Origin of the sequence: Methanoculleus caldifontis (genome assembly GCF_032842345.1) — an archaeon.
Classification (GTDB): domain Archaea; phylum Halobacteriota; class Methanomicrobia; order Methanomicrobiales; family Methanoculleaceae; genus Methanoculleus; species Methanoculleus caldifontis.
Genome location: NZ_WBKO01000001.1, coordinates 249,426 through 269,490, shown reverse-complemented (window position 1 = coordinate 269,490; position 20,065 = coordinate 249,426). Strand labels below are relative to the sequence as shown.

Annotated in this window: 25 protein-coding genes; 14 read left to right on the top strand and 11 right to left on the bottom strand. The window is 64.2% G+C overall.

The annotated features are described in order from the left end of the window. Positions 1-10 precede the first annotated feature (10 nt). On the bottom strand, positions 11-1,219 hold the full coding sequence (locus tag F8E02_RS01400; RefSeq protein WP_317063652.1) for an HD domain-containing protein: 1,209 nt from the start codon (positions 1,217-1,219) through the stop codon (positions 11-13). Positions 1,220-1,463: 244 nt separating this feature from the next. Next, entirely contained in the window at positions 1,464-2,024 is a 561-nt protein-coding gene (locus F8E02_RS01395) for a hypothetical protein (protein WP_317063651.1), read from the bottom strand. Positions 2,025-2,140: 116 nt separating this feature from the next. Here F8E02_RS01395 and F8E02_RS01390 point away from each other — a divergent pair, with 116 nt between their 5' ends. After that, entirely contained in the window at positions 2,141-2,662 is a 522-nt protein-coding gene (locus tag F8E02_RS01390) for a MarR family winged helix-turn-helix transcriptional regulator (protein ID WP_317063650.1), read from the top strand. A 7-nt stretch (positions 2,663-2,669) separates the two neighbouring features. Next, positions 2,670-2,966 carry a hypothetical protein gene (locus tag F8E02_RS01385; protein ID WP_317063649.1) on the top strand — a complete coding sequence of 99 codons (297 nt, stop codon included), beginning with the start codon at positions 2,670-2,672 and terminating at the stop codon, positions 2,964-2,966. Positions 2,967-3,105: 139 nt separating this feature from the next. On the opposite strand, the gene F8E02_RS01380 is transcribed toward F8E02_RS01385, so the two are convergent. After that, entirely contained in the window at positions 3,106-3,831 is a 726-nt protein-coding gene (locus tag F8E02_RS01380; RefSeq protein WP_317063648.1) for an SAM-dependent methyltransferase, read from the bottom strand. Between the two features lie 266 nt (positions 3,832-4,097). Here F8E02_RS01380 and F8E02_RS01375 point away from each other — a divergent pair, with 266 nt between their 5' ends. Further along, positions 4,098-5,003, top strand: a complete 906-nt coding sequence (locus F8E02_RS01375) for a 2-phospho-L-lactate transferase CofD family protein (protein ID WP_317063647.1) — start codon at positions 4,098-4,100, stop codon at positions 5,001-5,003. Positions 5,004-5,076: 73 nt separating this feature from the next. Further along, positions 5,077-5,979, top strand: coding sequence for a 2-phospho-L-lactate transferase (gene cofD, locus F8E02_RS01370; RefSeq protein WP_317063646.1), 903 nt, complete (start codon positions 5,077-5,079; stop codon positions 5,977-5,979). Positions 5,980-6,157: 178 nt separating this feature from the next. On the opposite strand, the gene nifU is transcribed toward cofD, so the two are convergent. The 6 genes from nifU to F8E02_RS01340 are packed head-to-tail and all read right to left on the bottom strand — an operon-like array spanning position 6,158 to position 8,829. After that, complete coding sequence (nifU, locus tag F8E02_RS01365; RefSeq protein WP_317063645.1) at positions 6,158-6,547, bottom strand: Fe-S cluster assembly scaffold protein NifU; 390 nt, start codon at positions 6,545-6,547, stop codon at positions 6,158-6,160. 9 nt (positions 6,548-6,556) lie between these two features. Further along, positions 6,557-7,711 carry a cysteine desulfurase family protein gene (locus F8E02_RS01360; RefSeq protein WP_317063644.1) on the bottom strand — a complete coding sequence of 385 codons (1,155 nt, stop codon included), beginning with the start codon at positions 7,709-7,711 and terminating at the stop codon, positions 6,557-6,559. A gap of 12 nt (positions 7,712-7,723) precedes the next feature. Further along, on the bottom strand, positions 7,724-8,083 hold the full coding sequence (locus F8E02_RS01355) for a DsrE family protein (RefSeq protein ID WP_317063643.1): 360 nt from the start codon (positions 8,081-8,083) through the stop codon (positions 7,724-7,726). Between the two features lie 3 nt (positions 8,084-8,086). After that, the gene (locus F8E02_RS01350) at positions 8,087-8,317 is read right to left on the bottom strand and encodes a sulfurtransferase TusA family protein (protein WP_317063642.1); all 231 of its coding nucleotides are present in this window, start codon (positions 8,315-8,317) and stop codon (positions 8,087-8,089) included. A gap of 4 nt (positions 8,318-8,321) precedes the next feature. Further along, positions 8,322-8,585, bottom strand: coding sequence for a sulfurtransferase TusA family protein (locus F8E02_RS01345; protein WP_317063641.1), 264 nt, complete (start codon positions 8,583-8,585; stop codon positions 8,322-8,324). 1 nt (position 8,586) lies between these two features. Then, the gene (locus F8E02_RS01340) at positions 8,587-8,829 is read right to left on the bottom strand and encodes a sulfurtransferase TusA family protein (protein WP_317063640.1); all 243 of its coding nucleotides are present in this window, start codon (positions 8,827-8,829) and stop codon (positions 8,587-8,589) included. A 227-nt stretch (positions 8,830-9,056) separates the two neighbouring features. Here F8E02_RS01340 and F8E02_RS01335 point away from each other — a divergent pair, with 227 nt between their 5' ends. The 4 genes from F8E02_RS01335 to F8E02_RS01320 all read left to right on the top strand — a co-directional run bounded on the left by F8E02_RS01335 (position 9,057) and on the right by F8E02_RS01320 (position 13,396). Then, positions 9,057-10,244, top strand: a complete 1,188-nt coding sequence (locus F8E02_RS01335; protein WP_317063639.1) for a HEAT repeat domain-containing protein — start codon at positions 9,057-9,059, stop codon at positions 10,242-10,244. Between the two features lie 284 nt (positions 10,245-10,528). Continuing rightward, positions 10,529-11,071: a pyruvoyl-dependent arginine decarboxylase gene (locus F8E02_RS01330; protein WP_317063638.1), complete on the top strand. Its 543-nt coding sequence runs from the start codon at positions 10,529-10,531 to the stop codon at positions 11,069-11,071. A 136-nt stretch (positions 11,072-11,207) separates the two neighbouring features. Further along, positions 11,208-12,497: an aspartate--tRNA(Asn) ligase gene (gene aspS, locus F8E02_RS01325; RefSeq protein WP_317063637.1), complete on the top strand. Its 1,290-nt coding sequence runs from the start codon at positions 11,208-11,210 to the stop codon at positions 12,495-12,497. After that, the gene (locus tag F8E02_RS01320) at positions 12,494-13,396 is read left to right on the top strand and encodes a methionine synthase (protein WP_317063636.1); all 903 of its coding nucleotides are present in this window, start codon (positions 12,494-12,496) and stop codon (positions 13,394-13,396) included. Before aspS ends, F8E02_RS01320 begins: the two co-directional genes overlap by 4 nt. 442 nt (positions 13,397-13,838) lie before the next feature. Here the strand turns inward: F8E02_RS01320 and F8E02_RS01315 are convergent, their stop codons facing one another. Both F8E02_RS01315 and F8E02_RS01310 read right to left on the bottom strand, forming a co-directional pair. Next, complete coding sequence (locus F8E02_RS01315) at positions 13,839-14,423, bottom strand: RAD55 family ATPase (protein WP_317063635.1); 585 nt, start codon at positions 14,421-14,423, stop codon at positions 13,839-13,841. A 64-nt stretch (positions 14,424-14,487) separates the two neighbouring features. After that, positions 14,488-16,029: a class I adenylate-forming enzyme family protein gene (locus F8E02_RS01310; protein ID WP_317063634.1), complete on the bottom strand. Its 1,542-nt coding sequence runs from the start codon at positions 16,027-16,029 to the stop codon at positions 14,488-14,490. A 261-nt stretch (positions 16,030-16,290) separates the two neighbouring features. Between F8E02_RS01310 and F8E02_RS01305 the strand changes: the two genes are divergently transcribed. From F8E02_RS01305 to F8E02_RS01280, 6 genes are read left to right on the top strand one after another with little or no spacing between them, the layout of a single operon-like run. Continuing rightward, positions 16,291-16,557 (top strand): FeoA family protein, encoded by a 267-nt coding sequence (locus tag F8E02_RS01305; protein WP_317063633.1) that lies wholly within the window; start codon positions 16,291-16,293, stop codon positions 16,555-16,557. Next, positions 16,557-16,802, top strand: coding sequence for a FeoA family protein (locus F8E02_RS01300; RefSeq protein ID WP_317063632.1), 246 nt, complete (start codon positions 16,557-16,559; stop codon positions 16,800-16,802). Before F8E02_RS01305 ends, F8E02_RS01300 begins: the two co-directional genes overlap by 1 nt. Further along, positions 16,799-18,790 (top strand): ferrous iron transport protein B, encoded by a 1,992-nt coding sequence (feoB, locus tag F8E02_RS01295; RefSeq protein WP_317063631.1) that lies wholly within the window; start codon positions 16,799-16,801, stop codon positions 18,788-18,790. The genes F8E02_RS01300 and feoB overlap by 4 nt, the downstream gene beginning before the upstream one ends. A gap of 1 nt (position 18,791) precedes the next feature. Then, a complete protein-coding gene (locus F8E02_RS01290; RefSeq protein ID WP_317063630.1) occupies positions 18,792-19,226 on the top strand; it encodes a hypothetical protein in 435 nt (144 codons plus the stop codon). Then, positions 19,223-19,510: a hypothetical protein gene (locus F8E02_RS01285; protein WP_317063629.1), complete on the top strand. Its 288-nt coding sequence runs from the start codon at positions 19,223-19,225 to the stop codon at positions 19,508-19,510. Before F8E02_RS01290 ends, F8E02_RS01285 begins: the two co-directional genes overlap by 4 nt. Positions 19,511-19,548: 38 nt before the next feature. Then, positions 19,549-20,016 (top strand): GNAT family N-acetyltransferase, encoded by a 468-nt coding sequence (locus F8E02_RS01280; RefSeq protein WP_317063628.1) that lies wholly within the window; start codon positions 19,549-19,551, stop codon positions 20,014-20,016. Positions 20,017-20,065: the final 49 nt, after the last annotated feature.

Sequence of the window (20,065 nt, the reverse complement as noted above, 5' to 3'; positions counted from 1 at the left end):
TCCTCAACTGTTATGCAACTACAAGCTTATCCTGCTTTGTCGCCCGCTTCACCCGGAGGATCTCCGTCGCGGCCTGCTCCACGGCGTCGCGGTGCTCCTGCGTCGTGTAGACGCCGAGGCGCCACTGCTGCCGCCGGGTATCGTTCATGGTATTGATGAGGGGCGAGACCTCCTCGAGATCCAGCATCGCGTGGCTGTTCCTGACCCGGACCTCCATCGAGAGCGCCCCCGGGAGCGGGGGGATGTCGACCAGGACCTCCTCCGCCGGGATACCTGCGATCTCGGCGATGGCGATGGCGATCTCCCGTTCGCGGGCGGGGCCGGGGTCCTGCCGGAAGGCGGCGGCGTTCACCCGGTCCTCGCCGACATAGAGCGCCCGCTTGTAGAGGTCGCGGTAGTAGACCCGGCGGGCGAGATCGCGGGCGATCGGGCAGGACGAGTGCTTCAGCCGCTCCATGCAGGCCGCGTCGTCCATCCGCATCAGTTCCCATGCGTCCGTGCCCGGCACGTTCCGGACCTCCTCGCGGAGGGCGTGGACGAACATGCTCGTCGCGATCCTGCTGACATGGTGGAAGTAGACCGCCGGTCGCATCAGGGTCCGGGCGATGAGGAGCGACTCGGCGGCGTTGATCCCGCCTTCGTGGAGCGCGATCCCCGACCCGGTGAGGATCGTGCACCGGATCAGCCGGTGGGCGTCGACCGTCCCGTAGGGGACGCCGGTGTAGTGGGCGTCCCGCATAAGGTAGTCCATCCGGTCGACGTCAAGGCTCCCGTGGATGATGCTCGCGAGAGGGTGCTCGCCCGAGACGGCGGCGCAGACCTCGGCGGGGTCGATCCCCTCCGACTCGAGGATGCCGGCGATCGCTCCCTCCCCGACGAGGTGGCCGATCTCGTGGTGGCTCCGCCCGGTGAACTCCTCCATCACCGGCTCGGTGACGTGGGAGAAGGGGCCGTGGCCGATGTCGTGGAGGAGGGCGGCGGCGGTGACGAGTTTCGTCTCATCGTCGTCGAGGTCGAGTTCCCGGCACATCAGGCCGGCAAGGTGCATCGTCCCGAGCGAGTGCTCGAACCGGGTGTGGTTTGCGCCGGGGTAGACGAGGTTCGCAAAGCCGAGCTGGGAGACGTGGCGGAGCCGCTGGACGGCCTCCGAGTCCAGCAGTCTGAGCGTCGTCGCGTCCGCCTCGACGTAGCCGTGCACCGGATCCTTGATGATCTTCATCCGTTCAATTAAGAATCTTTGGAGAGAAGTGATAAAGGTATTTGAGAGCGCGCGGGGTGTGAAATTGTGGCGCCCGGGTGGGTCCTGGTTCTCCTGTGGGGGCTGTGGCGCTCGTGCGGCGGTCCGGGGCGTTCCGGCAGCGAAAGGCCGGGCAAATCGATTTTTTGATAGGTGAAGCTGCGCGTACAGCTCCGGAAGAGATTAGAAACGTCTGTGGGTTCTCCAACAATGCCGAATATCTATACTAGAATCCATAGAGTTCAGCAAGGCTGCGCTCGCAGAAGCGCCTTGCCGGTTTGTAGATCTGCTCGATGTTTTTGAAGAAGTCTATGTCCCACCCATGCTCGTTCTGTGCAATCCGTCCCTTGAAGACGCCCCCTGCAATCTTCTCCAGTCCTTCTTCAATATAAATTGCAGCCGGCTGATCTTCCTTTATCCCATGTTGCATTAACGTGCTTAAGCGCTGGAATTCCATCGAAACCGACTGAATAAGATAATGCTCATCCTGGTTTTCTTTGACGAAAACAAAGATGTGAATGGAACCCTCATCCATCAGCAGGTCGCTGAGTTTGATATCCTTTATGGGTCCGTCTTCGGTCCCGGGATCCAGCCTCTCAGAATAATCTTCAGAGATCCTGGCGTTGAGGTAGCCATTTGCCCGCAAGTACTCCCTCAATGCGAGCAGGTCTCTCTTCCGTGACTGCTGGAATGAGCCATAGATCGCGATGTTGGTATGTTCCTTGAAATGCCTGTATAACTGAACCCTGTCTGCGCTTTCGTCGGGTCTCAGCACTCTATGGCTCATTTGACAGGTTTTCGTCTGCGGGATACATAACGATGGGGGTTGCTGTAATGTAACTTATTCGTCAGGAAAGATTGATATAAGTTACAATAATAGAACTATTCTAAAGGGGTGTTGGCATGGACCGGACAACTGTGGAGGCTCACTTAAACCGGGTACCTGTTGAGGTTCGTGAGTCCGTGATGGAACTCTCGACGGATGCCAGATGGGCCGTATACATAGCGCTTACCCTCGGGAAGGAGATGCATTTCAACGAACTCAAGGAGACCTTCGGGGCGAACCCGAGCGAGATGGACCGCATCCTGAAGTCTCTGGTCGATGGGGGCCTCATCGCGAAGAAGGTGAGAACGCTGGAGGATGTCGGCGACCGGAGGAAGGTGTATTACACATCGACAGACTATGGAAAAAAGATGTTAAACGCCCTGTGCGACGTGGTGCTTCCTCCCGAGAGCCTGGTCAAGCAGTATAAACCCACCTCGAGCGATAGCGGAAACTCCTGCACCATGTATCCGGGAACTGTGAAGAGAAGCGGTGAGACCGATCCCGAGAACTGGCGATTCGACCGGACACCTGCCGGAAGGGACGCCTTCAATACGAAACCGACAATCACCGGCGCAAAACAGGCAGAGACCAGGGTGTGAGTTCAACATGGCCGCAAAAAACCCGGAGCAAGGGTTGAAATTTGAGATAGTAACGGATCCTGAGTTCAGGACGGTTCACATCGACGGCGCTATCGTGACATTGAACCCGAATTTCGGCCAGTTGGCGTTGACCTACGATCAGCCTGAGTTCAAAATCAATCAGAATGGCGATATTTACACGGATAAAGTTCAAAAACGGGTGATACTGGATGCACGACTGTCGCCCGAGGCGTTCAAAGCGCTCGCCTGCACCATGATGGAGCATGTGCAGCAATACGACGAGTGGCTCAAGCAGCAGAAGTGAACTGCCCCGCCCTGAGGGCGGGGCTGCTTCCTGCTTCATCTCCCCTCTATTGAGGCAGGTCCACGGGCTCTACGGCGCGTCCCGCACCTGCCAATACGCCGACAGGGTTCTGCGGTTCTGCTCTTGTACAGCGAACAGGTTAGATTACTTTAGCAATCATTTGAATGAGGTTATAGTAATTCCCGTTTTCAGCTTTCCTCATCTTTATATCTTCCTCGATACCTTCCCAATGCGCGGTATGCCATTCATCCCACGTCTGGTTACAGCAGAGCATCTCGCGAATGTCAATTATTTCAATGCCCTTTGCCCTGCTCCACAGTTCCTTCCACCAGTCAAGAGAGTGTATGGTCCTTGCCACCTCATCATTCCAGAACGGCTTCATTTCGTCGGGGACATTCTCCCCGAATTCATACTTTATGCCGGGAATCGCCACGGCAATATAGCCGCCTTTTTTCACAAAAGGAATGAGCGACGGAAGCATCTCCTCCGTATCGCCAAAATGATGGTAAGCGTCCACGGTGAACAACAGATCAAAATATCCGTTTGCGAAAGGCAGCCCCTTGGTCGCGTCTACGGAGATCGGAACGGCCTTATCATCAATCCCGAGAGATTGAAAACGCTCGTAGTTTTCAGTCGGCGAGATCCAGAGGTCGGCGGCGAAGACGGACGCGCCATATTTTTTCACCAGAAACAGCGTGGATAGACCCTGCCCGCAGCCGAGGTCAAGGATTCGCATATTCTCATTGATCTTCAGGTGCGACGAGAGTTCCTCTGATACCCGCATGGCGTTTGGCCCCATCATTGTGGCTTTCAGGAACTCGACATTTTCAGCGCTGGACATGAACCGGTCTGTAAATGGATACATGGTATTCTTCCGTTCTTGTTTTCGCCTTATATCTTAATCGTATTTTAACCACTCACCTATTCCGGCTCCCGGTGCACCTGGACCCCGTAGATGGGCGCCCCCACGGCCGGCACTGCGACGCGGATCGCCGGGAACCATGTCAGGGCGAGAGCCCGGGACCCTGAGATCGAGAGCATCAAGACTCAACCCCCGGCAATATCCCCCCACGCCCCGGCAGAATGAAACTGTTAACCCCCCGGACACCCCACGTACAAAGACACACAACCATGATCACCTTCCTCTCGGCCGGGCCCGGAGCGTCCGCCCTCATCCGGGGCGCCCGGCAGATCCTCTACGATTCCGAGATCACCGTGGTCGCGTCCACCGCCGGGAACTGCACGGTATCGGGGAGCCACTTCGCGCCCGAGATCGACACCGCGGTCTACTTCTTCGCCGGCATCCTCGATACCGGCCGGGGGTGGGGGATCAAGGGGGACACCTACGCCACCCACAACTACCTCCCGAAGGTGGGGGGCGGCGAGCCCTTCCCGGTCGGCGACCGCGCCCGGGCCGTCCAGATCGCCCGGGCGGCCCTCCTCTCCGGGGGGAAAAGCCTCACCGAGGCGGTCGGGGTCCAGAGCCGGGCGCTCAACATCGGGGCGACGGTCCTCCCGGCGACCGACGCCGAGGCCTCCCTCCTCGTCGACACCGGGACCGAACGCCTCCCGCTCTTCTTCTACCGGATGGCCGGCAGCGACACCGAGGTCCGGGAACTCGTCCGCACCGGACCCGCTCGCCCCCCGGTCACGGACGAGGTCCGGGCGGCGATCGAGGCGAGCGACGCCGTGGTGATCGGCCCGGCGCATCCGGCCGCAAGCGTCCTTTCCATCCTCGACTGCGAGGGGATGCGGGACCTCCTTCGCGATGCGTTCGTCGTCGCGGTCTCCCCCTTCCGGGGGAGCGCCGCGCCGGACCCGAAGGACGCCGCCCTGATGTACGCCGCCGGCGAGAAACCGACCTCTCCGGGGGTCTTCCGGCTCTATCGGGACTTCGTCGACGTCTTCGTTCAGGACATCCACGACCCGGACGAGGTCAAAGGCTCGCTCCGCCTCGAGACCCGCCTCCTCCACGAGCGGCAGGCGGAATCGCTCGCCTGGGACATCATGGCGGTCATACGACACGCCGTTTCGTAAACCTGGGGCGGTGTACTTCCCGGCATAATTGATAAATTACATATACAGCCGGGCCTGATACGCTAATTATCCAATGATAACCTTCCTATCGGGCGGCACCGGGACCCCGAAACTCCTCCGCGGCATGCGGGAGCTGCTGGACGAGCGGGAGATCGCGGTCGTCGTCAACACGGCCGAGGACATGTGGCTCTCCGGCAACCATCTCTCCCCCGACGTCGACACGGTCATGTACCTCTTTGCGGACCTCCTCGACACCAACAAATGGTGGGGGATCCGCGACGACACCTACATCACCCATGACCTCCTCGCGAGGCTCGGCATCGACGAGTTCATCGCCGTCGGAGACCAGGACCGGGCGGTCCACGTTGCCCGGGGCGAGATGCTCCGGGGCGGGATGAGCCTCACGGAGGCGACCGGGGCACTCTGCCGGAGGCTCAATATCAGGGCGACCGTCCTCCCCATGACCGACTCGGAGGTGACGACCTACGTCCGGACCGACCGGGGCGAGATGCACTTCCAGGAGTACTGGGTGAAGCACCGGGGCGACGTGGCGATCGAGGGCGTGGTCCGGCGGTTCGACGAGCTCCCGGTCGCGACCGACGAGGTCCTCGCCGCGATCGAGGCGAGCGACGCCGTTGTCGTCGGGCCGAGCAACCCGGTCACGAGCATCTCGCCGATCCTCGAGTGCGCCGGGGTGCGGGAGGCGCTCCGGGAAAAACGCGTCATCGCCGTCAGCCCCTTCATCGGCGATACCCCGGTCAGCGGCCCGGCGGCGGCCCTGATGCGGGCCTTCGGAAAAGAGCCCTCGTCCGCCGGGACCTGCGACCTCTACGAGGATTTCATCGACGTCTTCATCCAGGACGTCCGCGACCCCGCCGGGATCGAGCACGCCCTCCGCCTGGACACGCTCATGGTCAACCGGGGCAAAAGCCTGGACCTCGCAAAGACCATCCTGACCCTGATCTACCGGTGCTAGGCGGCCAGACCTCGTTGCCCGCACGCGAAGGCGCGAAGCCGCGAAGGGAAGTCGTCAACAACCGTAAGCCAGACTTCGCGTTCTTCGCACCTGACGGTGCTCATGCTCCGTTCCTGCGGAACGTCGCACTTCGCGGCTTCGCGTGAGACGCACCAATACCCGGTAGAGCCATGGGCTCTTACTTACCCTTCTGCTTTCCCCGGTAATCTTCGATCGCCGCGTGGAGTGCGTCCGCCGCAAGGTTCGAGCAGTGCATCTTCTTTGGCGGGAGCCCCTCGAGTTCGGTCGCCACGTCGTCGCGGGTGATCTTCAGCGCCTCCTCAAGCGTCTTCCCCTTCGCCATGTCGGTCACCATGCTGCTCGTCGCGATCGCCGAACCGCACCCGAACGTCCGGAACCTGATGTCCTCGATGACGTCGTTTTTGACCGTGATGAAGATCTCCATGATATCCCCGCAGACGGGGTTGCCGACCTTGCCGTAGCCGTCAGGGTTCTCGATCACCCCGACGTTGTGCGGGTTCATGAAGTGTTCCATCACCTTCTGGCTGTAGCCTACCTGGTCCGCCATGTTCTCTACCTACAGCGGTGTAATGGCCCGGAGACGTTTAACTGTTTCTCTCGCGGCCTCGACGATCCGGGGCACCTCTTCCATGCTGTTGCTCCGGCCGAGCGTCGCGACCATCGACCCGTGCGCCTCGGCGTGGGCGAGCCCGATCGCGAGGAGGACGTGGGAGGCCTCGAGCGTCCGCGAGGTGCATGCCGACCCGGTGGCGATCGCGATCCCGAAGGCGTTCATGGCGAGCTGGATGCTCTCCCCCTCGATCCGGGAGAAGCGGAAACTCGCGTGGTGCGGCAGCCGTTCCGTCGGGTGGCCGGTCAGGAACGCATCCTCGACCTCCGAGATTCCGGCGATGAGCGCATCGCGGATCGCGCGGAGGCGCTCGTTCTCCCCCGGCATCTCCGCCGCCGCGAGCCGTGCCGCCTCCCCCATGCAGGCTATCCCGAAGACGTCCTCGGTCCCCGGCCGGAGACCGCGCTCCTGCCCGCCCCCCACGAGGACCGGCTGAACCCGGACGCCGGGGCGGACATAGAGCGCCCCCGTCCCCTGCGGCCCGCCGAGCGGGTTTCCGGAGAGGGTGAGAAGGTCGACGCCGTCGCGCTCCACGTCGATCGGCATCCTCCCCGCGGCATCGGTGGCGTCGACGTGGAGGACCCCTCCCCGGTCGTGGACGATCTCCGCGACTTCCCTGATCGGCTGAACCGTCCCGATCTCGTCGTTCGCGTACTGAACCGAGGTGACGACGGTCTCCGGCGTCACCGCCGTCCCGAGCGCGTCGAGATCGATCGTGCCGTAGCGGTCGACCGGGATCTGCGTGAAGGCAAACCCGCTCTTCTGGAGGTCTTTTGCCGGGTTCAGGACCGATATGTGCTCGACGGCACTCGCCACGACCCCCTTCCCGGACCTCTTGTTCCGGAGCGCCGTCCCCCGGATCGCGATGTTGTTCGACTCGGTCGCCCCGCTCGTGAAGACGATCGCGCCCGGATCGCTCGCCCCGACGAGCGCCGCGACCTGCTCGCGGGCTCGCGCGACGGCCGCCTGTGCCTCGAGGCCCTCGCGGTAGATCGTCGAGGGGTTGCCGGCAAAACCGTCGAGGAATCGCATCCCGAACCGGAGGACCTCCGGGCGGACCGGTGTCGCCGCCGCGTGGTCGAGGTAGATCCGCTCTGCCATACCCTGCCCTCCCTAGAACGTGATGACCGCTTCGGCATCGACCGCGAGATCGTTCAAGGTTATGGCGCCGACGACCTTTCCTTCCTCGATGAAGTCCCCCCGCTCCATACCCAGGAGCTGGGTGCTCTGCTCGCAGATGTAGATCTTCGCCCCCGCGGCGATCGCCTGGTCCCGCATCTCCGAGAGTTTCGGGAAGTTCCCGACCTGGATCTTCTCGGCCGCCCCTTTCTTGACGACCGTCACCCCCTTGATCATGAAGTAGATGTCGGCGTCCATGTCCATGGTGCGCGCCGTCATCGCGAGGACGAACGGTGCGTACAGCCGTTCGGGGGTATCGGTGCCGCTCGTCTGAATATACAGTATCCGTGCCATACTTCAGCCTCCTTTCCGGATGGAGAAGGTGGTCTTCTCCCCGGCCTTCTCCTCGCCCACGATCTCGTGGCCCATCCGCCTTGCCCAGACCCTGACGTCCTCCTCGGTCGGTGCGTTGTCCACGTCGACCTTCAGGACGCCGCGTTCGGGAAGGTTGTCCATCCCCTCCTTGAGCAGGATGAGCGGGGCCTGGCAGTAGGTCCCCCTGGCGTCCACGTAGCCGTCGGCGTCCATCCGATCACCTCGCCTCTGCCGTGACCGCCGCTCCCTTGCGCAGGATGAGGGTGGTCACGCCCGAGGCGACGAGTTCCTCCTCGATCGTATGTCCCTTATCCGCGGCCCAGGACCTGACCGTCCCGACGAGGTCCGGTTTGTCGGTCGTCACCTGGAGGATCTGTCCCTCGTCGAGCACATCCATCTCGGTCTCGATCGAGAGCATCGGCGACTGGCAGATGCCCACGCAGTTCACGGTCTTATCCGCATACATCATGTTATCTCTCATCTCACTTCACCTTCCGAATGAAGAATCGCAGGATTCCGTCATCCTTCTCAAACTTCACGATCTCGTGCCCCGTCCGGTTCGCCCAGCGCTTGATATCCTCTTCCGCGGCAGGGTCGTCCGCCTCGACCACGAGCACCTCGCCGACGGCGATCTTCTCCATGCCTTCTTTCGTCAGCGCGATCGGCATCGGGCAGTAGAGCCCGAGACAGTCTACGACCGCCGAAGGTTCGATCTCCTGCTGCATCTTCGTCCACCTTCCGTTGTGGGGCGCGCACGGGAATCCGGGCGCCGGCCCGCTCCCGGCTGCACCGGGTTCCTGCACCATCACTAATAAGCGTTCCTCCGGAGGAGCGCCTGCGGCATCTGGTGGAAATCAGTGGCTTTCCGGGCTTCAGGAGAATATCAGAAGAATTATACCCCATCTTCTGCCACATACCATCATCGGAGAAGACCGTTCGTTCGGAGAGTGTGATGATGGGACTGTTGAGCAGGTTCGGGATGCGCAGGCAGGAGGAGAGTGCCTCCCCACCCGCGGGTGGAGAAGAGGATGCCCGGGTGGCGGAGCTCGCGGAGTCGTTTGAGAGCGGGGATATCATGACCCGGTGGAGAACGGTCCGGGCGTTCGGCGAGTTCGGGGAGGCGGCTGTGCCTTCGCTCGCAAAAGCGCTCGAGGACGAGGACTGGTGCGTCAGGTGGGCGGCGGCTGAGGCTCTCGGGAGGATCGGGCCGGCGGCCGTCCCCCACCTCATCGGGCTCCTCTCGCATGCAGACGACACAGTGCGGGAGGACGCTTCCCGTGCGCTCCGCCTGATCGGGAGCCCGGCGGTGGAAGCCCTGGAGCAGGCGGCGCACGACGGCGACGGGAGGATCCGTTGCGCCGCTCTCGCGGCACTCGAGGCGACCGGGAGCGGCCATGCCGCGGATCTCTTCCTCGCGGCTCTCGGTGACGTTGATCCGCAGGTGCGGAGGTGTGCGATCGCCGGGGTGAGGCGGTCCCGCGACGGCCGCGGCGTGGGAAGCCTGGTCGGGCTCCTCGGCGACCCCGACGAGCAGGTCCGGTCTCTCGCCGCCGATGCGCTCGCCAACTTCGGGGAGGGTGCGGTCTCCCCCTGCATCGAGGCGTTCGGGAGGGACGATGACGATGTCAGGCGGCGAAGCGCTGTGGTTCTCACCCGTATCGGCCTCCGGGCGGCCGGCCCCCTGGCGGCCGCCCTCCGGGACGAGCGGCAGGCCGTGCGCAGGTGGGCCGCGTGGGTGCTCGGTGAGATCCGCTCCCACGATGCGATCGAGCCCCTCATCGAGACGCTCGGCGACCCCGACCGGGAGGTCAGGCGGTATGCCGCCGGTGCGCTCGCGGGCATCGGTGCGCCGGCCGTCGGCCCGCTCGTCCGGGCTCTCGGGAACGACGACGAGGCCGCCCGGCACCGGGTGATGGAGGCGCTCTGGCGGGTGGGCGAGGCGGCGACCCCCGCCCTGATCGATCTCGCCGGCGCCGAGGACGCCGGGACCCGGTGCCGGTCCGCGTTCATCCTCGGCGGGATAGGCTCCGCCGGTGCATCGGGAGCGTTGCAGGCCCTCCTCCAGGACCCCGACAGGGACGTCCGGCGGGGGGCGTTCGAGGCGCTGGAGGCGATCAAGACATACGAAGGTCTCGACTGACGGGCGCGTTTCGCCTCCCCTCATCCGGGCAGGGAGAGATCCTCCCGCGTGACATGCCCGGGAATGATCCGGCTGCAGGTCGTTTTGCGGGAGGAGAACGGCGGGCTCGCACCTGCCTGAGGGCTCCGTTGCGCGCCTAAAAAACCCTCGATTTTTGACCGTTTTGCTATTTGCCAGTATGTTCCTCTCCTAATGTCAGAATGGGCGGAAATTCGGCCCCTTTCTTAATTTGTGGCTGTTATCACCAAAAATTTTAAAAAAGTCAAGCGATAAGAAGATCCCTAATGTTCGTTCCGACCAAGTGTTTCTTCACGAAGGGTGTGGGCATCCACAAAGACAAACTGGCATCGTTTGAACTGGCTCTCCGGCAGGCGGGCATCGAGAAGTACAACCTCGTCTACGTATCGAGCATCTTCCCCCCGAACTGCCAGCTGATCTCAAAGGAGGAGGGTCTCGAACAGCTCTCCCCGGGGAGCATCGTCTACGTCGTCATGGCCCGGAACGAGACCAACGAACCAAGCAGGCTTGTCTCCGCCGCCATCGGCCACGCGATGCCCAAGGAGAGCAATGCCTACGGCTACCTCTCCGAGCACCACGCCTTCGGGGAGACCGCCGAGGTATCGGGTGAATACGCGGAGGACCTCGCGGCGACGATGCTCGCGACGACGCTCGGGATCGAGTTCGACCCCGACAAAGCGTGGCAGGAGCGGGAGCAGATCTACAAGGCGAGCGGCCGGATTATAAATACGACCCATACCTGCCAGTCGGCGAAAGGGGATATGAGCGGCCGCTGGACGACGGTCCTCTCGGCAGCGGTCTTCGTCTAAGGCCATAGACCCGGGCGCCCCCTTTTCCGCGGCCGCCCGGTCCCGGCCGCACCCGGCCGCCATGTGGTGCGCTCTCCCGGTGAGGAGCGCAAAACAAAATACCTCCCGGGGCCCACACTGTATCCAGGTTTTTGATATGCGTCTACCAATACGGGCCGTAACCCCGGAGACCGAATCTGCCGAGATCGTGGGCTGGGTGCACGAGGTCCGCGATCTCGGAGGGCTCGCGTTCTTCCTGATCCGCGACCGGACCGGCATCATCCAGGTGACCGTCCCGAAGAAGAAGGTTTCCGCGGAGGTCCTTGAGACCGTCCGGAACGTATCGAGAGAGTCCGTGGTCCGGGTCCGGGGCCAGGTGAAGGCGATCGAGAAGGCTCCCGGCGGCCGCGAGCTCGTCCCCGAATACCTCGAGATCGTCAGCGTCGCAGAGAGCCCGCTCCCCCTCGACGTCGCCGAGAAGGTGCCCGCCGAGACGGATACCCGGCTCGACTCCCGGTTCCTCGACGCGAGGAAGCCGCGTGTCCGGGCGATCTTCTTCATCCGCTCGGCAGTGACCTGCGCCGCGACCGCGTTCCTCGCCTCGAGAGGCTGCGTCAACATCACCACCCCGAAAGTCGTCGCGGCGGCGACCGAGGGCGGCACGGAACTCTTCCCGATCGCCTACTTCGAGAAGGAAGCGTTCCTGAACCAGAGCCCGCAGCTCTACAAGCAGATGATGATGGCCGCCGGGTTCGAGGCGGTCTTCGAACTCGGCCCCATCTTCCGCGCCGAGGAGCACAACACCGTCCGGCACCTCAACGAGGCGACCTCGCTCGATGTCGAGGTCTCGTTTGCCGACCACAACGACGTCATGCAACTTCTCGAGGACCTGATCGTCCACGTCTACGAGTATGTCCGGGAGAACTGCGCCGGGGAACTCGCGGAACTCGGCGTCGACCTCAAAGTCCCGGCAAAGCCCTTCCCCCGGATCCCCTATACCGAAGCGATCGAGATCGCAAATAAGACGATCGAGGAGAAGCTCACCTTCGGCGCCGACCTCTCTCCCTCGGCCGAGCGGGCTATCGGGGACTCTATCGGGCAGCACTACTTCATCGTCGACTGGCCGACCGATATCCGGCCCTACTACGCGATGCCCTACCCGGAGAAGCCGGAGTTCTGCAAGGCGTTCGATATGATGCACCCCCGGATGGAACTCTCCTCCGGCGCCCAGCGTATCCACGACTACGACCTCCTCGTTGAGCGGATCCGCGCCAAGGGCCTCTCCCCGGAGAGCTTCGAGTTCTACCTGAGGACGTTCCGCTACGGCATGCCGCCGCACGCCGGATGGGGGGTCGGGATCGAGCGCCTGGTGATGACGATGCTCGATCTGCCCAACATCCGCGAAGCGGTGCTCTTCCCGCGTGACCGGCACAGACTGACGCCATGACCCTGATAAGCAAGCGTCTCCCGACCACGGTGGTCGGGAGCTACCCGGTGGTGAAAGGCTCGGGGCTCCTCGCCCGCATGGACCCGCTCAAGCACGCGGTGGAGACGGCTGTCGCCGACCAGGTCGCCGCCGGGATCGATATCATCTCCGACGGTCAGGTCCGGGGCGACATGATCCGGGCCTTCACCTCCCACCTCCCTGGCATCCGGGGATCGTCGGTCGTCGGGAAGGTCCAGCCCGCCCAGCGGCCGATCACGCTCGCGGACACGAAATACGCCCTCTCCCGGCACCCGAAGGTGAAGGGGATCCTCACCGGGCCGAGCACGCTCGCGCACGGCCTCTCGATCGAGACGACGTTCTACCGGAACAAGGACGAACTGGTCCTCGATCTCGCGCAGGCGCTCGCGGTCGAGGCGAGCCACCTCCAGGATGCCGGGGTCGCGCTCATCCAGATCGACGAGCCCATCTTCTCGACGGGGGCGGCGAACATCGCCGTCGGCCGCGAGGCGGTGAACGCGATCGCAGGCCGGCTCCGGGTGCCCGTCTGCCTCCACGTCTGCGGGAACCTCACGGCGGTCATCGACGACGTCCTCAGGACGAACGTCGCCGTCTTCGACTTCGAGTTCGCAAACAACCCGCAAAACCTCGAGGTGCTCTCGGCCAAAGACCTCCGCGGAAGGATGGTCGGCTACGGCTGCGTGGACTCGGCCGATCCCGGCGTCGAGAGCGTTGAAACTATCAGAAAACGGATCGAGGCCGGAGTCGAGGTCTTCTCGGCCGAGGCGATGCTTCTTGACCCCGACTGCGGGATGCGGATGCAGACGCGGGACGCGGCATTTGGAAAACTGAAGAATATGGTTGTTGCGGCCGGGCTGGTCCGGGCCGAGTATACGGATTAGGCTGTTATAGTCCGTTGTAGTGTCTCACGCGAAGGCGCGAAGCCACGAAGGAGATTCAACACCTGCCTACCATTCTTCGCGCCCTTCGCGGCTTCGCGTGAGTTAATTGATTAGGATAAGGGTACAGCCTCACGCGAAAGACGCGAAGCCGCGAAGGGGAGTTGCATACCCCTCTACTGGCCTTCGCGTGAGTTGACCTTATTTGGGCTCTGTTGAAACCCTCTCCCGGAGATCGAGTCCATTGCAGGATTATCCATACATCTTGACTCACGCGAAGCCGCGAAGAACGCGAAAGAGGCTGTCAACACCCATTTCAGGCTTCGCGCCTTCGCGGCTTCGCGTGAGGTCACACCAGTACCCTCTCCACGTAACTGAGTGTTCTCTAGAGGGTGTAGACCATTTCAACAGAGCCCTTATTTGAACAACGGGCCGGGCGTCCGGCCTAGACCACCCGGCTCGTCGTCGAGAGCTCGATGCCCTTTGCCAGGATGTTGTAGGGGATCACCCTCGACGGCACGTTCCCGTCTCGTAGTTTCTCGATCGCGAGCGTCCGCTCGAACTCGTTGCCGTGGACCTGGTGCCTGAGGGAGATGAAGATCTCGGCGGCACGCATCACCCGCGCCTCCTCGCGTGGGGTGTGGAGATCGCTGTAGAGGAGGTAGACGATGGTTGCCCCTCCCTCGACGGCCTCGCGGGTATCCTCGACGACGAACTTCACGGCCGCATCGATCCCCCAGGCGGCGATCAGCGAGGAGAGGGAGTCGACGACGACCCGTTCGCCCTGCACCGCACCGGCGAGCGCTGCGGCGTCCATGCCCCGTGCGTCGATCATCTTCTCTCCCGGCACGGCGTCGATCATCAGGTAGGCGCCCGTCGCGTTCCCTGTCTGCCAGAACTGCTGCGCCATGAGGTCAAGGCCGCTCAGAGGGGACCCTGAGACGACGATGCGGGCGCCCGGCGGGAACCCCCCGCCGAGCGCGAGGTCCAGTCCCGCGATTCCTGTCGAACGTCTGGTGGTGTCTGCCACGTGTGTACCTCGGAATGTATCCTCAGAGAGGATCTATACGCTCCTCTCTCCTTAATAACTACTCTTACGCGCCGGCGGCGCCGCAATACTCCTCCCGGAGACGCTTCCGGAGGAGTTTCCACCCGTTGACCCGGGGGAGCTCGGCCGCCAGGATGACCCGGCGGGGGACCTTGTAGCCGGCGAGGCGCTCGCGGGCGAAGGCGAGAATATCGTCGGCGGCGACGTCCTTCCCGGCGGGGACCACCACCGCCACCGGGACCTCGCCCCGGTGCTCGTCGACGCACCCGAAGACCGCCGCGTCGCGGACGCCGGGGTGCTGGACGAGGACGTCCTCGACCTCGGTCGGGTAGACCTTCCAGCCCGACATGACGATCATGTCCTTCTTCCGGTCGGTGATGTACAACATCCCGTCCTTATCCAGGTGGCCGACGTCGCCGGTCAGGAACCAGCCGTCGGGGAGGAAGGCGGCGGCGGTCTCCTCCGGCATCTGCCAGTAGCCGAGCGCCACCCCCGGTCCGCGGAGGGCGATCTCCCCGTCCTCGCCGGCGCCGAGTTCCCGTCCGGGGTCGTTCGCATCCACGATCTTCACCTCGGAGAACCCGACCGGGGTGCCGACGCTCCGGAACTCGTCGGCGGTCGAGTAGTGCTCCGGGCGGATGGCGGTCCCGGTCCCGACGACGACCGTCTCGGAGAGGCCGTAGGCGTTGACGATGGGGATACCGAACCGCTCGTGGAAGGGTTTCCAGACGCCGGGGGTCAGGGGGCCGCCGCCGCTGATTATCGCCCGGGCGGTGGCGAGCGCCGTCTCGGTCCCCGGCGGGGTCTGCACGAGGGAGTGGATCACCGGCGGCATCCCGGCGACGATCGTGGCCCGGTATTCGCGGGCGAGGTCGAGGTAGCGGGAGAGATCGAACCGTTCCATGACGACGTAGGTCCCGCCGGCCCGGAGGGTGGCGATCCCCCAGCTCACCCCGACGTGCCCCATCGGGTAGATGCCGAGGTAGACGTCGGCGTCGGTGATCCGAAGAACGTCCCGCTCGGCGTCCATCGCCGCGATCCAGTTCCCGTGGGTGAGCATCGCGCCTTTGGGTTTCCCCGTGGTGCCGGAGGTGTACTGGATCTGGCAGAGGTCGTCGAACCGGCAGTGGACGGCACGGCGGCAGGGCTCTGCAAGCAGGAGGCTCTCCCAGGGGACGGCGTCCGCGGCCTCCCCGCCGACGGCGATTATGTGCCGGAGCGCCGGTGTCTGGTCCCGGATGCCCCCGACGAGGGCGGCCCCCTCGACGTCGGTGACGACGGCGACGGCCCCTGCGTTCCGGACGGCGTAGAGGACCTCGCTCTCCTTGTATACCCGGTTCGTCGGGACCGCGACGGCCCCGATCCGCCAGAGGGCAAGGTAGGTGATGAGGTACTCCGGCGAACTGTCCAGGTAGATGCAGACCCGTTCCCCGCGCTCGATGCCGAGGGCACGAAGGCCGCCTGCCGCCCGGGCGACCCGGTCCCGGAGGTCGGCACGGGTGTAAGACTCTCCCCGTGAAGGGACGACGAGAGCGATCTTATTGGGGTTACAGGCGTTGGCATCGAGGAACGTGGTGCAGTTCGGCATGGGGGGGGCTCCATCTCGCAGGGTTGCGCTTTGATGTATATGCTTGTGCATAGTGCTGTAAATAGGTTCTCCCGGAGGTACGGGATCGATCGCGGCCGCCGGCCTTCGCCGGGCGAAAGGCAGAAAAAAGGCTGCGAGTGCCGGGCTCTCCCCCGGATCTTCGGATGGCCGCACAAAATCCGAAGAATCTTTTGTTCCCCCTGCCGGATCCGGAATTTCTTCGGAGCGGGATTATACCGGCCGAATAAGAGAGATTGCTCCATGGAAAGATCAGATGCAACGGATCGCACGCCGGTTACCACGCTCGATCGTATCGGTCCGGCGTGCCGGTGCCGTGTCGTCGCCGTCCGCGCCTCCGGGGCTCTCAGGAGGCGCTTGCTTGCCATGGGAGTGGTCTCTGGGGCGGAGGTGGAGGTCGTCCGGGCCGCCCCCTTCGGCGACCCTACGGAATACCTGGTGAAGGGATACCACCTCTCGCTACGGCGTGCCGAGGCGAGCCTCATCGAGGTCGTTTCGGAGGGAAGATAGTGGCCGGCGTCTGTCCGCTCGCTCTCCTTGCCCCCGGCACCGGTGGGGCGGTCGCCGAAGTCCGGGCCGGCAGAGGAATGCAGGCACGTCTCTTCGGGATGGGGTTCTGCCCCGACGCCCGGGTGACGGTCAGGTCTGCGGACCGGGGCTCGATCATCGTCTCGGTCGGTGATGCCCGGTATGCCCTGTCAAAGGGCGCGGCGATGAAGATCCTCGTCCGGTGCAACGGGGAGGCCGCGTCATGAGGGAGATCCGGGTTGCGCTCACCGGCAACCCGAACGTCGGCAAGACGACGCTCTTTAACGCCCTCACCGGCTCGCGGCAGCATGTCGGGAACTGGCCCGGCGTGACCGTGGAGAAGAAGACCGGGCGGGCCAGCCGCAGCGGTCACGAGTTCGAGGTCGTCGACCTCCCGGGGACCTACAGCCTGACCGCCTACTCGGCGGACGAGGTCGTCGCGCGGGATTATATCCTCGACGAGAAACCCGATGTCGTCGTCCAGGTCGTGGACGCGACGAACCTGGAGCGGAACCTCTACCTGACGACGCAGCTTGCCGAGCTCGGCGCCCCGATGGTCATCGCCCTGAACATGGTCGACGCGGCCGAGGCGCGGGGCGACGCGATCGACCACGAGAGGCTCTCGGCGTTCCTCGAGATCCCGGTCGTGCGGACGGTCGGGACCCGGGGCGAAGGGCTGCAGGACCTCCTTGACGCGGCGATCCGGGAGGCGGAGACCTCGCCGCACCACGAGCATACCGTCGGCTACGGCGAGGACGTGGAGATGGCGATCGCCTCCCTCGCCGATGCCCTCGCGGCCGATACGGATCTCGCCGGGAGGTATCCTCTCCGCTGGCTCGCGGTCAAGCTCCTCGAAGGGGACGAGAACGTCCTCGAAAAGGTCAGAAGAGGCGCAGCCTCCGCCCGCGTGGAGGAGTTCCTCTCCGGGATCGATACCGACGAGTACGAGGCCATGATGGCGGACAGGCGCTACGAGACGATCGCCGCCATCCTGCCGCAGGTCCGGAAAGGCGATCCGGGGAGCATGAGCCCCTCGGATATGGTCGACCGCGTCGTCACCGACCGCTACCTCGGGATCCCCATCTTCCTGGCCCTGATGTGGGGAGCGTTCCAGCTCACCTTCACGGTCGCCGCCCCCTTTATGACCGCGATCGATGCCGGCGTCGCGTGGCTCGCTGAGTTCGTGGCCGGCTCGATCGAGCCCGTCTGGCTCGCTTCGCTCCTCGGCGACGGGATCATCGGCGGCGTCGGTTCCGTCCTGATCTTCCTCCCGAACATCTTCATCCTCTTCCTGATCCTCGCGATCCTCGAAGATTCCGGCTACCTGGCACGTGCCGCGTTCATCATGGACCGGCCCCTCTACGCCCTCGGCCTGCCCGGAAAGGCGTTCGTCCCGATGCTCGTCGGGTTCGGGTGCAACGTCCCCGCGATCATGGCGACACGGTCGATCGAGGGCGAGAACGACCGGCTGCTCACGATCCTCGTAAATCCGTTCATGTCCTGCAGCGCGAGGCTGCCGGTGTACATCCTCTTCGCGGGGGTCTTCTTCCCGGAGCAGGCGGGGAGCGTGGTCTTCTTCCTCTACATCCTCGGGATCGCCGTCGCGATCGCTTCCGCGAAGCTCTTCAGGAGCACCATCCTCCCCGGAGAAGCTTCGCCGTTCGTCATGGAGATGCCGCCTTACCGGATCCCCACGCCGATGACGGCTCTCCTCCATATGTGGAGCCGGGGGTCGATGTACGTCAGAAAGGCAGGTACGATCATCCTTGCCGGCGTCCTGGTTGTCTGGATCCTCGCCTCGTTCCCGTTCGGCGTCGAGTACGGGAGCGCGGAGAGTTTCGCGGGCATGATCGGCCACGTTATCGAGCCGCTGGTGGCGCCGCTCGGATTCGACTGGAAGGTCGCGGTCGCCCTGATATTCGGGTTCATCGCAAAAGAGATCGTCGTCGGGTCGCTCGGCACCCTCTACGGGGCCGGGGAAGAGACGCTTCCGACGGCCCTCCTTGCCGACCCGTCTCTCTCGGCGGCAACGGCCCTCGCCCTGATGGTCTTCGTGCTGCTGTATACCCCGTGTGTCGCGGCGCTCGGCGTCATCAGGAAGGAGACCGGGTCGTGGCGGTGGACCGGGTTCTCGGTAGCCTACGGTCTCGCCGTCGCCTGGCTGCTGGCGTTCATCGTCGGGCACGCTGCCGGGCTCTTCATGGGAGGCATGTAATATGAGCGATACAGCGAAGTTGATCTTCGGAGCGGCGCTCGGCGCACTCTATCTTGCCGCCGGCTCTCTCCAGGTAATCCGGGCCGTCGTCGGCCCCATCCCCGGTCTCGAGTTCCTCTCCCTCACGGGCGACCCCTTCGGTGGGTTCGTCCTCCTCGTGGTCGGGGCCGTCTTCGTCGCCGGCGTCCGGAAGTTCTCTGCAGGCGCCGGGGAGGGTGCGATCTTCGTCTCCGTCGGGATCCTCCTCTCGGTCGCGTTCGGGCTCGTGGACCTCCTCGCCCTCGGTGCGGCGGGGATCGACGCCTATCTCGTCGGGGAGTGGGCCGAGTGGTCGGCCGCGGATCTGGTGAGCCACCTCCTCTACCTCGGGGTCATCGGGGCCGCCGGATTCCTGGCGTGGGAGAGGGCGTTCTTCCGGGGGCTTTCGGCGGCATGATCCTGACGATAGCACGGCGGCTCATGGACGGGGGGTTCATCCTCCCGTTGCTTGCAGCCGAGCTGAACCTGCCGCCGGATGCCCTCACGGAGCGGCTCTTCATGATGGAACGCCTCGGCTTCGTCGAACGGAGCGGGGAATGCGGGGAGCCGGCCGGTGAAACGGCGCCGTCCTGCTGTTGTGCGGGGTGCTCCGGGTGCGGCGGGACCGGTTCTCCAGGGGTCGTGCGGTATACCCTGACGGAGAAGGGGAGGCGGCTCGCGGGGGCGGAACCCCGGCGGTGAAACCAAAAGAAGATTACCGGAATGGTCGATTGGGGTATATGCAGAGCGCTACCCCGCTCGTTCGCCCGGCCGTCTTCGAGGACCTCGACGCCGTCCTCTCCCTCTATACGCATATGCACGACGCCGACGAGGAAGCCGGCGACCATGCGCTCCGGAAGGCCTGGCAGGAGATCCTCGCCGACCCCCGGACCCGTCTCTTCATCCTCGAATACGGGGGCGTGCCCGTCTCCACCTGCGTCTTACATATTCTTCCGAACCTCACGCGGGGCGCACGGCCCTACGGGCTCATCGAGAACGTCGTGACTCATCGTGAGCACCGGAACCGGGGGTTCGGCACGGCGCTCCTCGCCCATGTGCTGGACCATGCGTGGGAGCAGGGCTGCTACAAGGTGATGCTCCTGACCGGCCGGCAAGACCCGAACGTCTTCCGGCTCTACGAGAAGGCCGGGTTTGTCCGGGGCGTCAAGGAGGGGCTCGTCGCGTATCCGCCGCCGAGCGGCCGATAGCCCTCACAATTCCGCTGTTGGGCACTCCTACCGTCCGGCAGCCGCCTTT

What these genes read in the sequence shown, in the direction of transcription:
- F8E02_RS01345 (WP_317063641.1), bottom strand. Translation starts at nt 8,585, where the DNA reads ATGAGAGATAACATGATGTATGCGGATAAGACCGTGAACTGCGTGGGC.
- F8E02_RS01375 (WP_317063647.1), top strand. Translation starts at nt 4,098, where the DNA reads ATGATCACCTTCCTCTCGGCCGGGCCCGGAGCGTCCGCCCTCATCCGG.
- F8E02_RS01310 (WP_317063634.1), bottom strand. Translation starts at nt 16,029, where the DNA reads ATGCCGAACTGCACCACGTTCCTCGATGCCAACGCCTGTAACCCCAAT.
- F8E02_RS01335 (WP_317063639.1), top strand. Translation starts at nt 9,057, where the DNA reads ATGATGGGACTGTTGAGCAGGTTCGGGATGCGCAGGCAGGAGGAGAGT.
- F8E02_RS01350 (WP_317063642.1), bottom strand. Translation starts at nt 8,317, where the DNA reads ATGGACGCCGACGGCTACGTGGACGCCAGGGGGACCTACTGCCAGGCC.
- F8E02_RS01380 (WP_317063648.1), bottom strand. Translation starts at nt 3,831, where the DNA reads ATGTATCCATTTACAGACCGGTTCATGTCCAGCGCTGAAAATGTCGAG.
- aspS (WP_317063637.1), top strand. Translation starts at nt 11,208, where the DNA reads ATGCGTCTACCAATACGGGCCGTAACCCCGGAGACCGAATCTGCCGAG.
- F8E02_RS01395 (WP_317063651.1), bottom strand. Translation starts at nt 2,024, where the DNA reads ATGAGCCATAGAGTGCTGAGACCCGACGAAAGCGCAGACAGGGTTCAG.
- F8E02_RS01280 (WP_317063628.1), top strand. Translation starts at nt 19,549, where the DNA reads ATGCAGAGCGCTACCCCGCTCGTTCGCCCGGCCGTCTTCGAGGACCTC.
- F8E02_RS01360 (WP_317063644.1), bottom strand. Translation starts at nt 7,711, where the DNA reads ATGGCAGAGCGGATCTACCTCGACCACGCGGCGGCGACACCGGTCCGC.
- cofD (WP_317063646.1), top strand. Translation starts at nt 5,077, where the DNA reads ATGATAACCTTCCTATCGGGCGGCACCGGGACCCCGAAACTCCTCCGC.
- F8E02_RS01340 (WP_317063640.1), bottom strand. Translation starts at nt 8,829, where the DNA reads ATGCAGCAGGAGATCGAACCTTCGGCGGTCGTAGACTGTCTCGGGCTC.
- F8E02_RS01290 (WP_317063630.1), top strand. Translation starts at nt 18,792, where the DNA reads ATGAGCGATACAGCGAAGTTGATCTTCGGAGCGGCGCTCGGCGCACTC.
- F8E02_RS01330 (WP_317063638.1), top strand. Translation starts at nt 10,529, where the DNA reads ATGTTCGTTCCGACCAAGTGTTTCTTCACGAAGGGTGTGGGCATCCAC.
- F8E02_RS01355 (WP_317063643.1), bottom strand. Translation starts at nt 8,083, where the DNA reads ATGGCACGGATACTGTATATTCAGACGAGCGGCACCGATACCCCCGAA.
- F8E02_RS01400 (WP_317063652.1), bottom strand. Translation starts at nt 1,219, where the DNA reads ATGAAGATCATCAAGGATCCGGTGCACGGCTACGTCGAGGCGGACGCG.
- nifU (WP_317063645.1), bottom strand. Translation starts at nt 6,547, where the DNA reads ATGGCGGACCAGGTAGGCTACAGCCAGAAGGTGATGGAACACTTCATG.
- F8E02_RS01385 (WP_317063649.1), top strand. Translation starts at nt 2,670, where the DNA reads ATGGCCGCAAAAAACCCGGAGCAAGGGTTGAAATTTGAGATAGTAACG.
- F8E02_RS01390 (WP_317063650.1), top strand. Translation starts at nt 2,141, where the DNA reads ATGGACCGGACAACTGTGGAGGCTCACTTAAACCGGGTACCTGTTGAG.
- F8E02_RS01320 (WP_317063636.1), top strand. Translation starts at nt 12,494, where the DNA reads ATGACCCTGATAAGCAAGCGTCTCCCGACCACGGTGGTCGGGAGCTAC.
- F8E02_RS01305 (WP_317063633.1), top strand. Translation starts at nt 16,291, where the DNA reads ATGGAAAGATCAGATGCAACGGATCGCACGCCGGTTACCACGCTCGAT.
- F8E02_RS01285 (WP_317063629.1), top strand. Translation starts at nt 19,223, where the DNA reads ATGATCCTGACGATAGCACGGCGGCTCATGGACGGGGGGTTCATCCTC.
- feoB (WP_317063631.1), top strand. Translation starts at nt 16,799, where the DNA reads ATGAGGGAGATCCGGGTTGCGCTCACCGGCAACCCGAACGTCGGCAAG.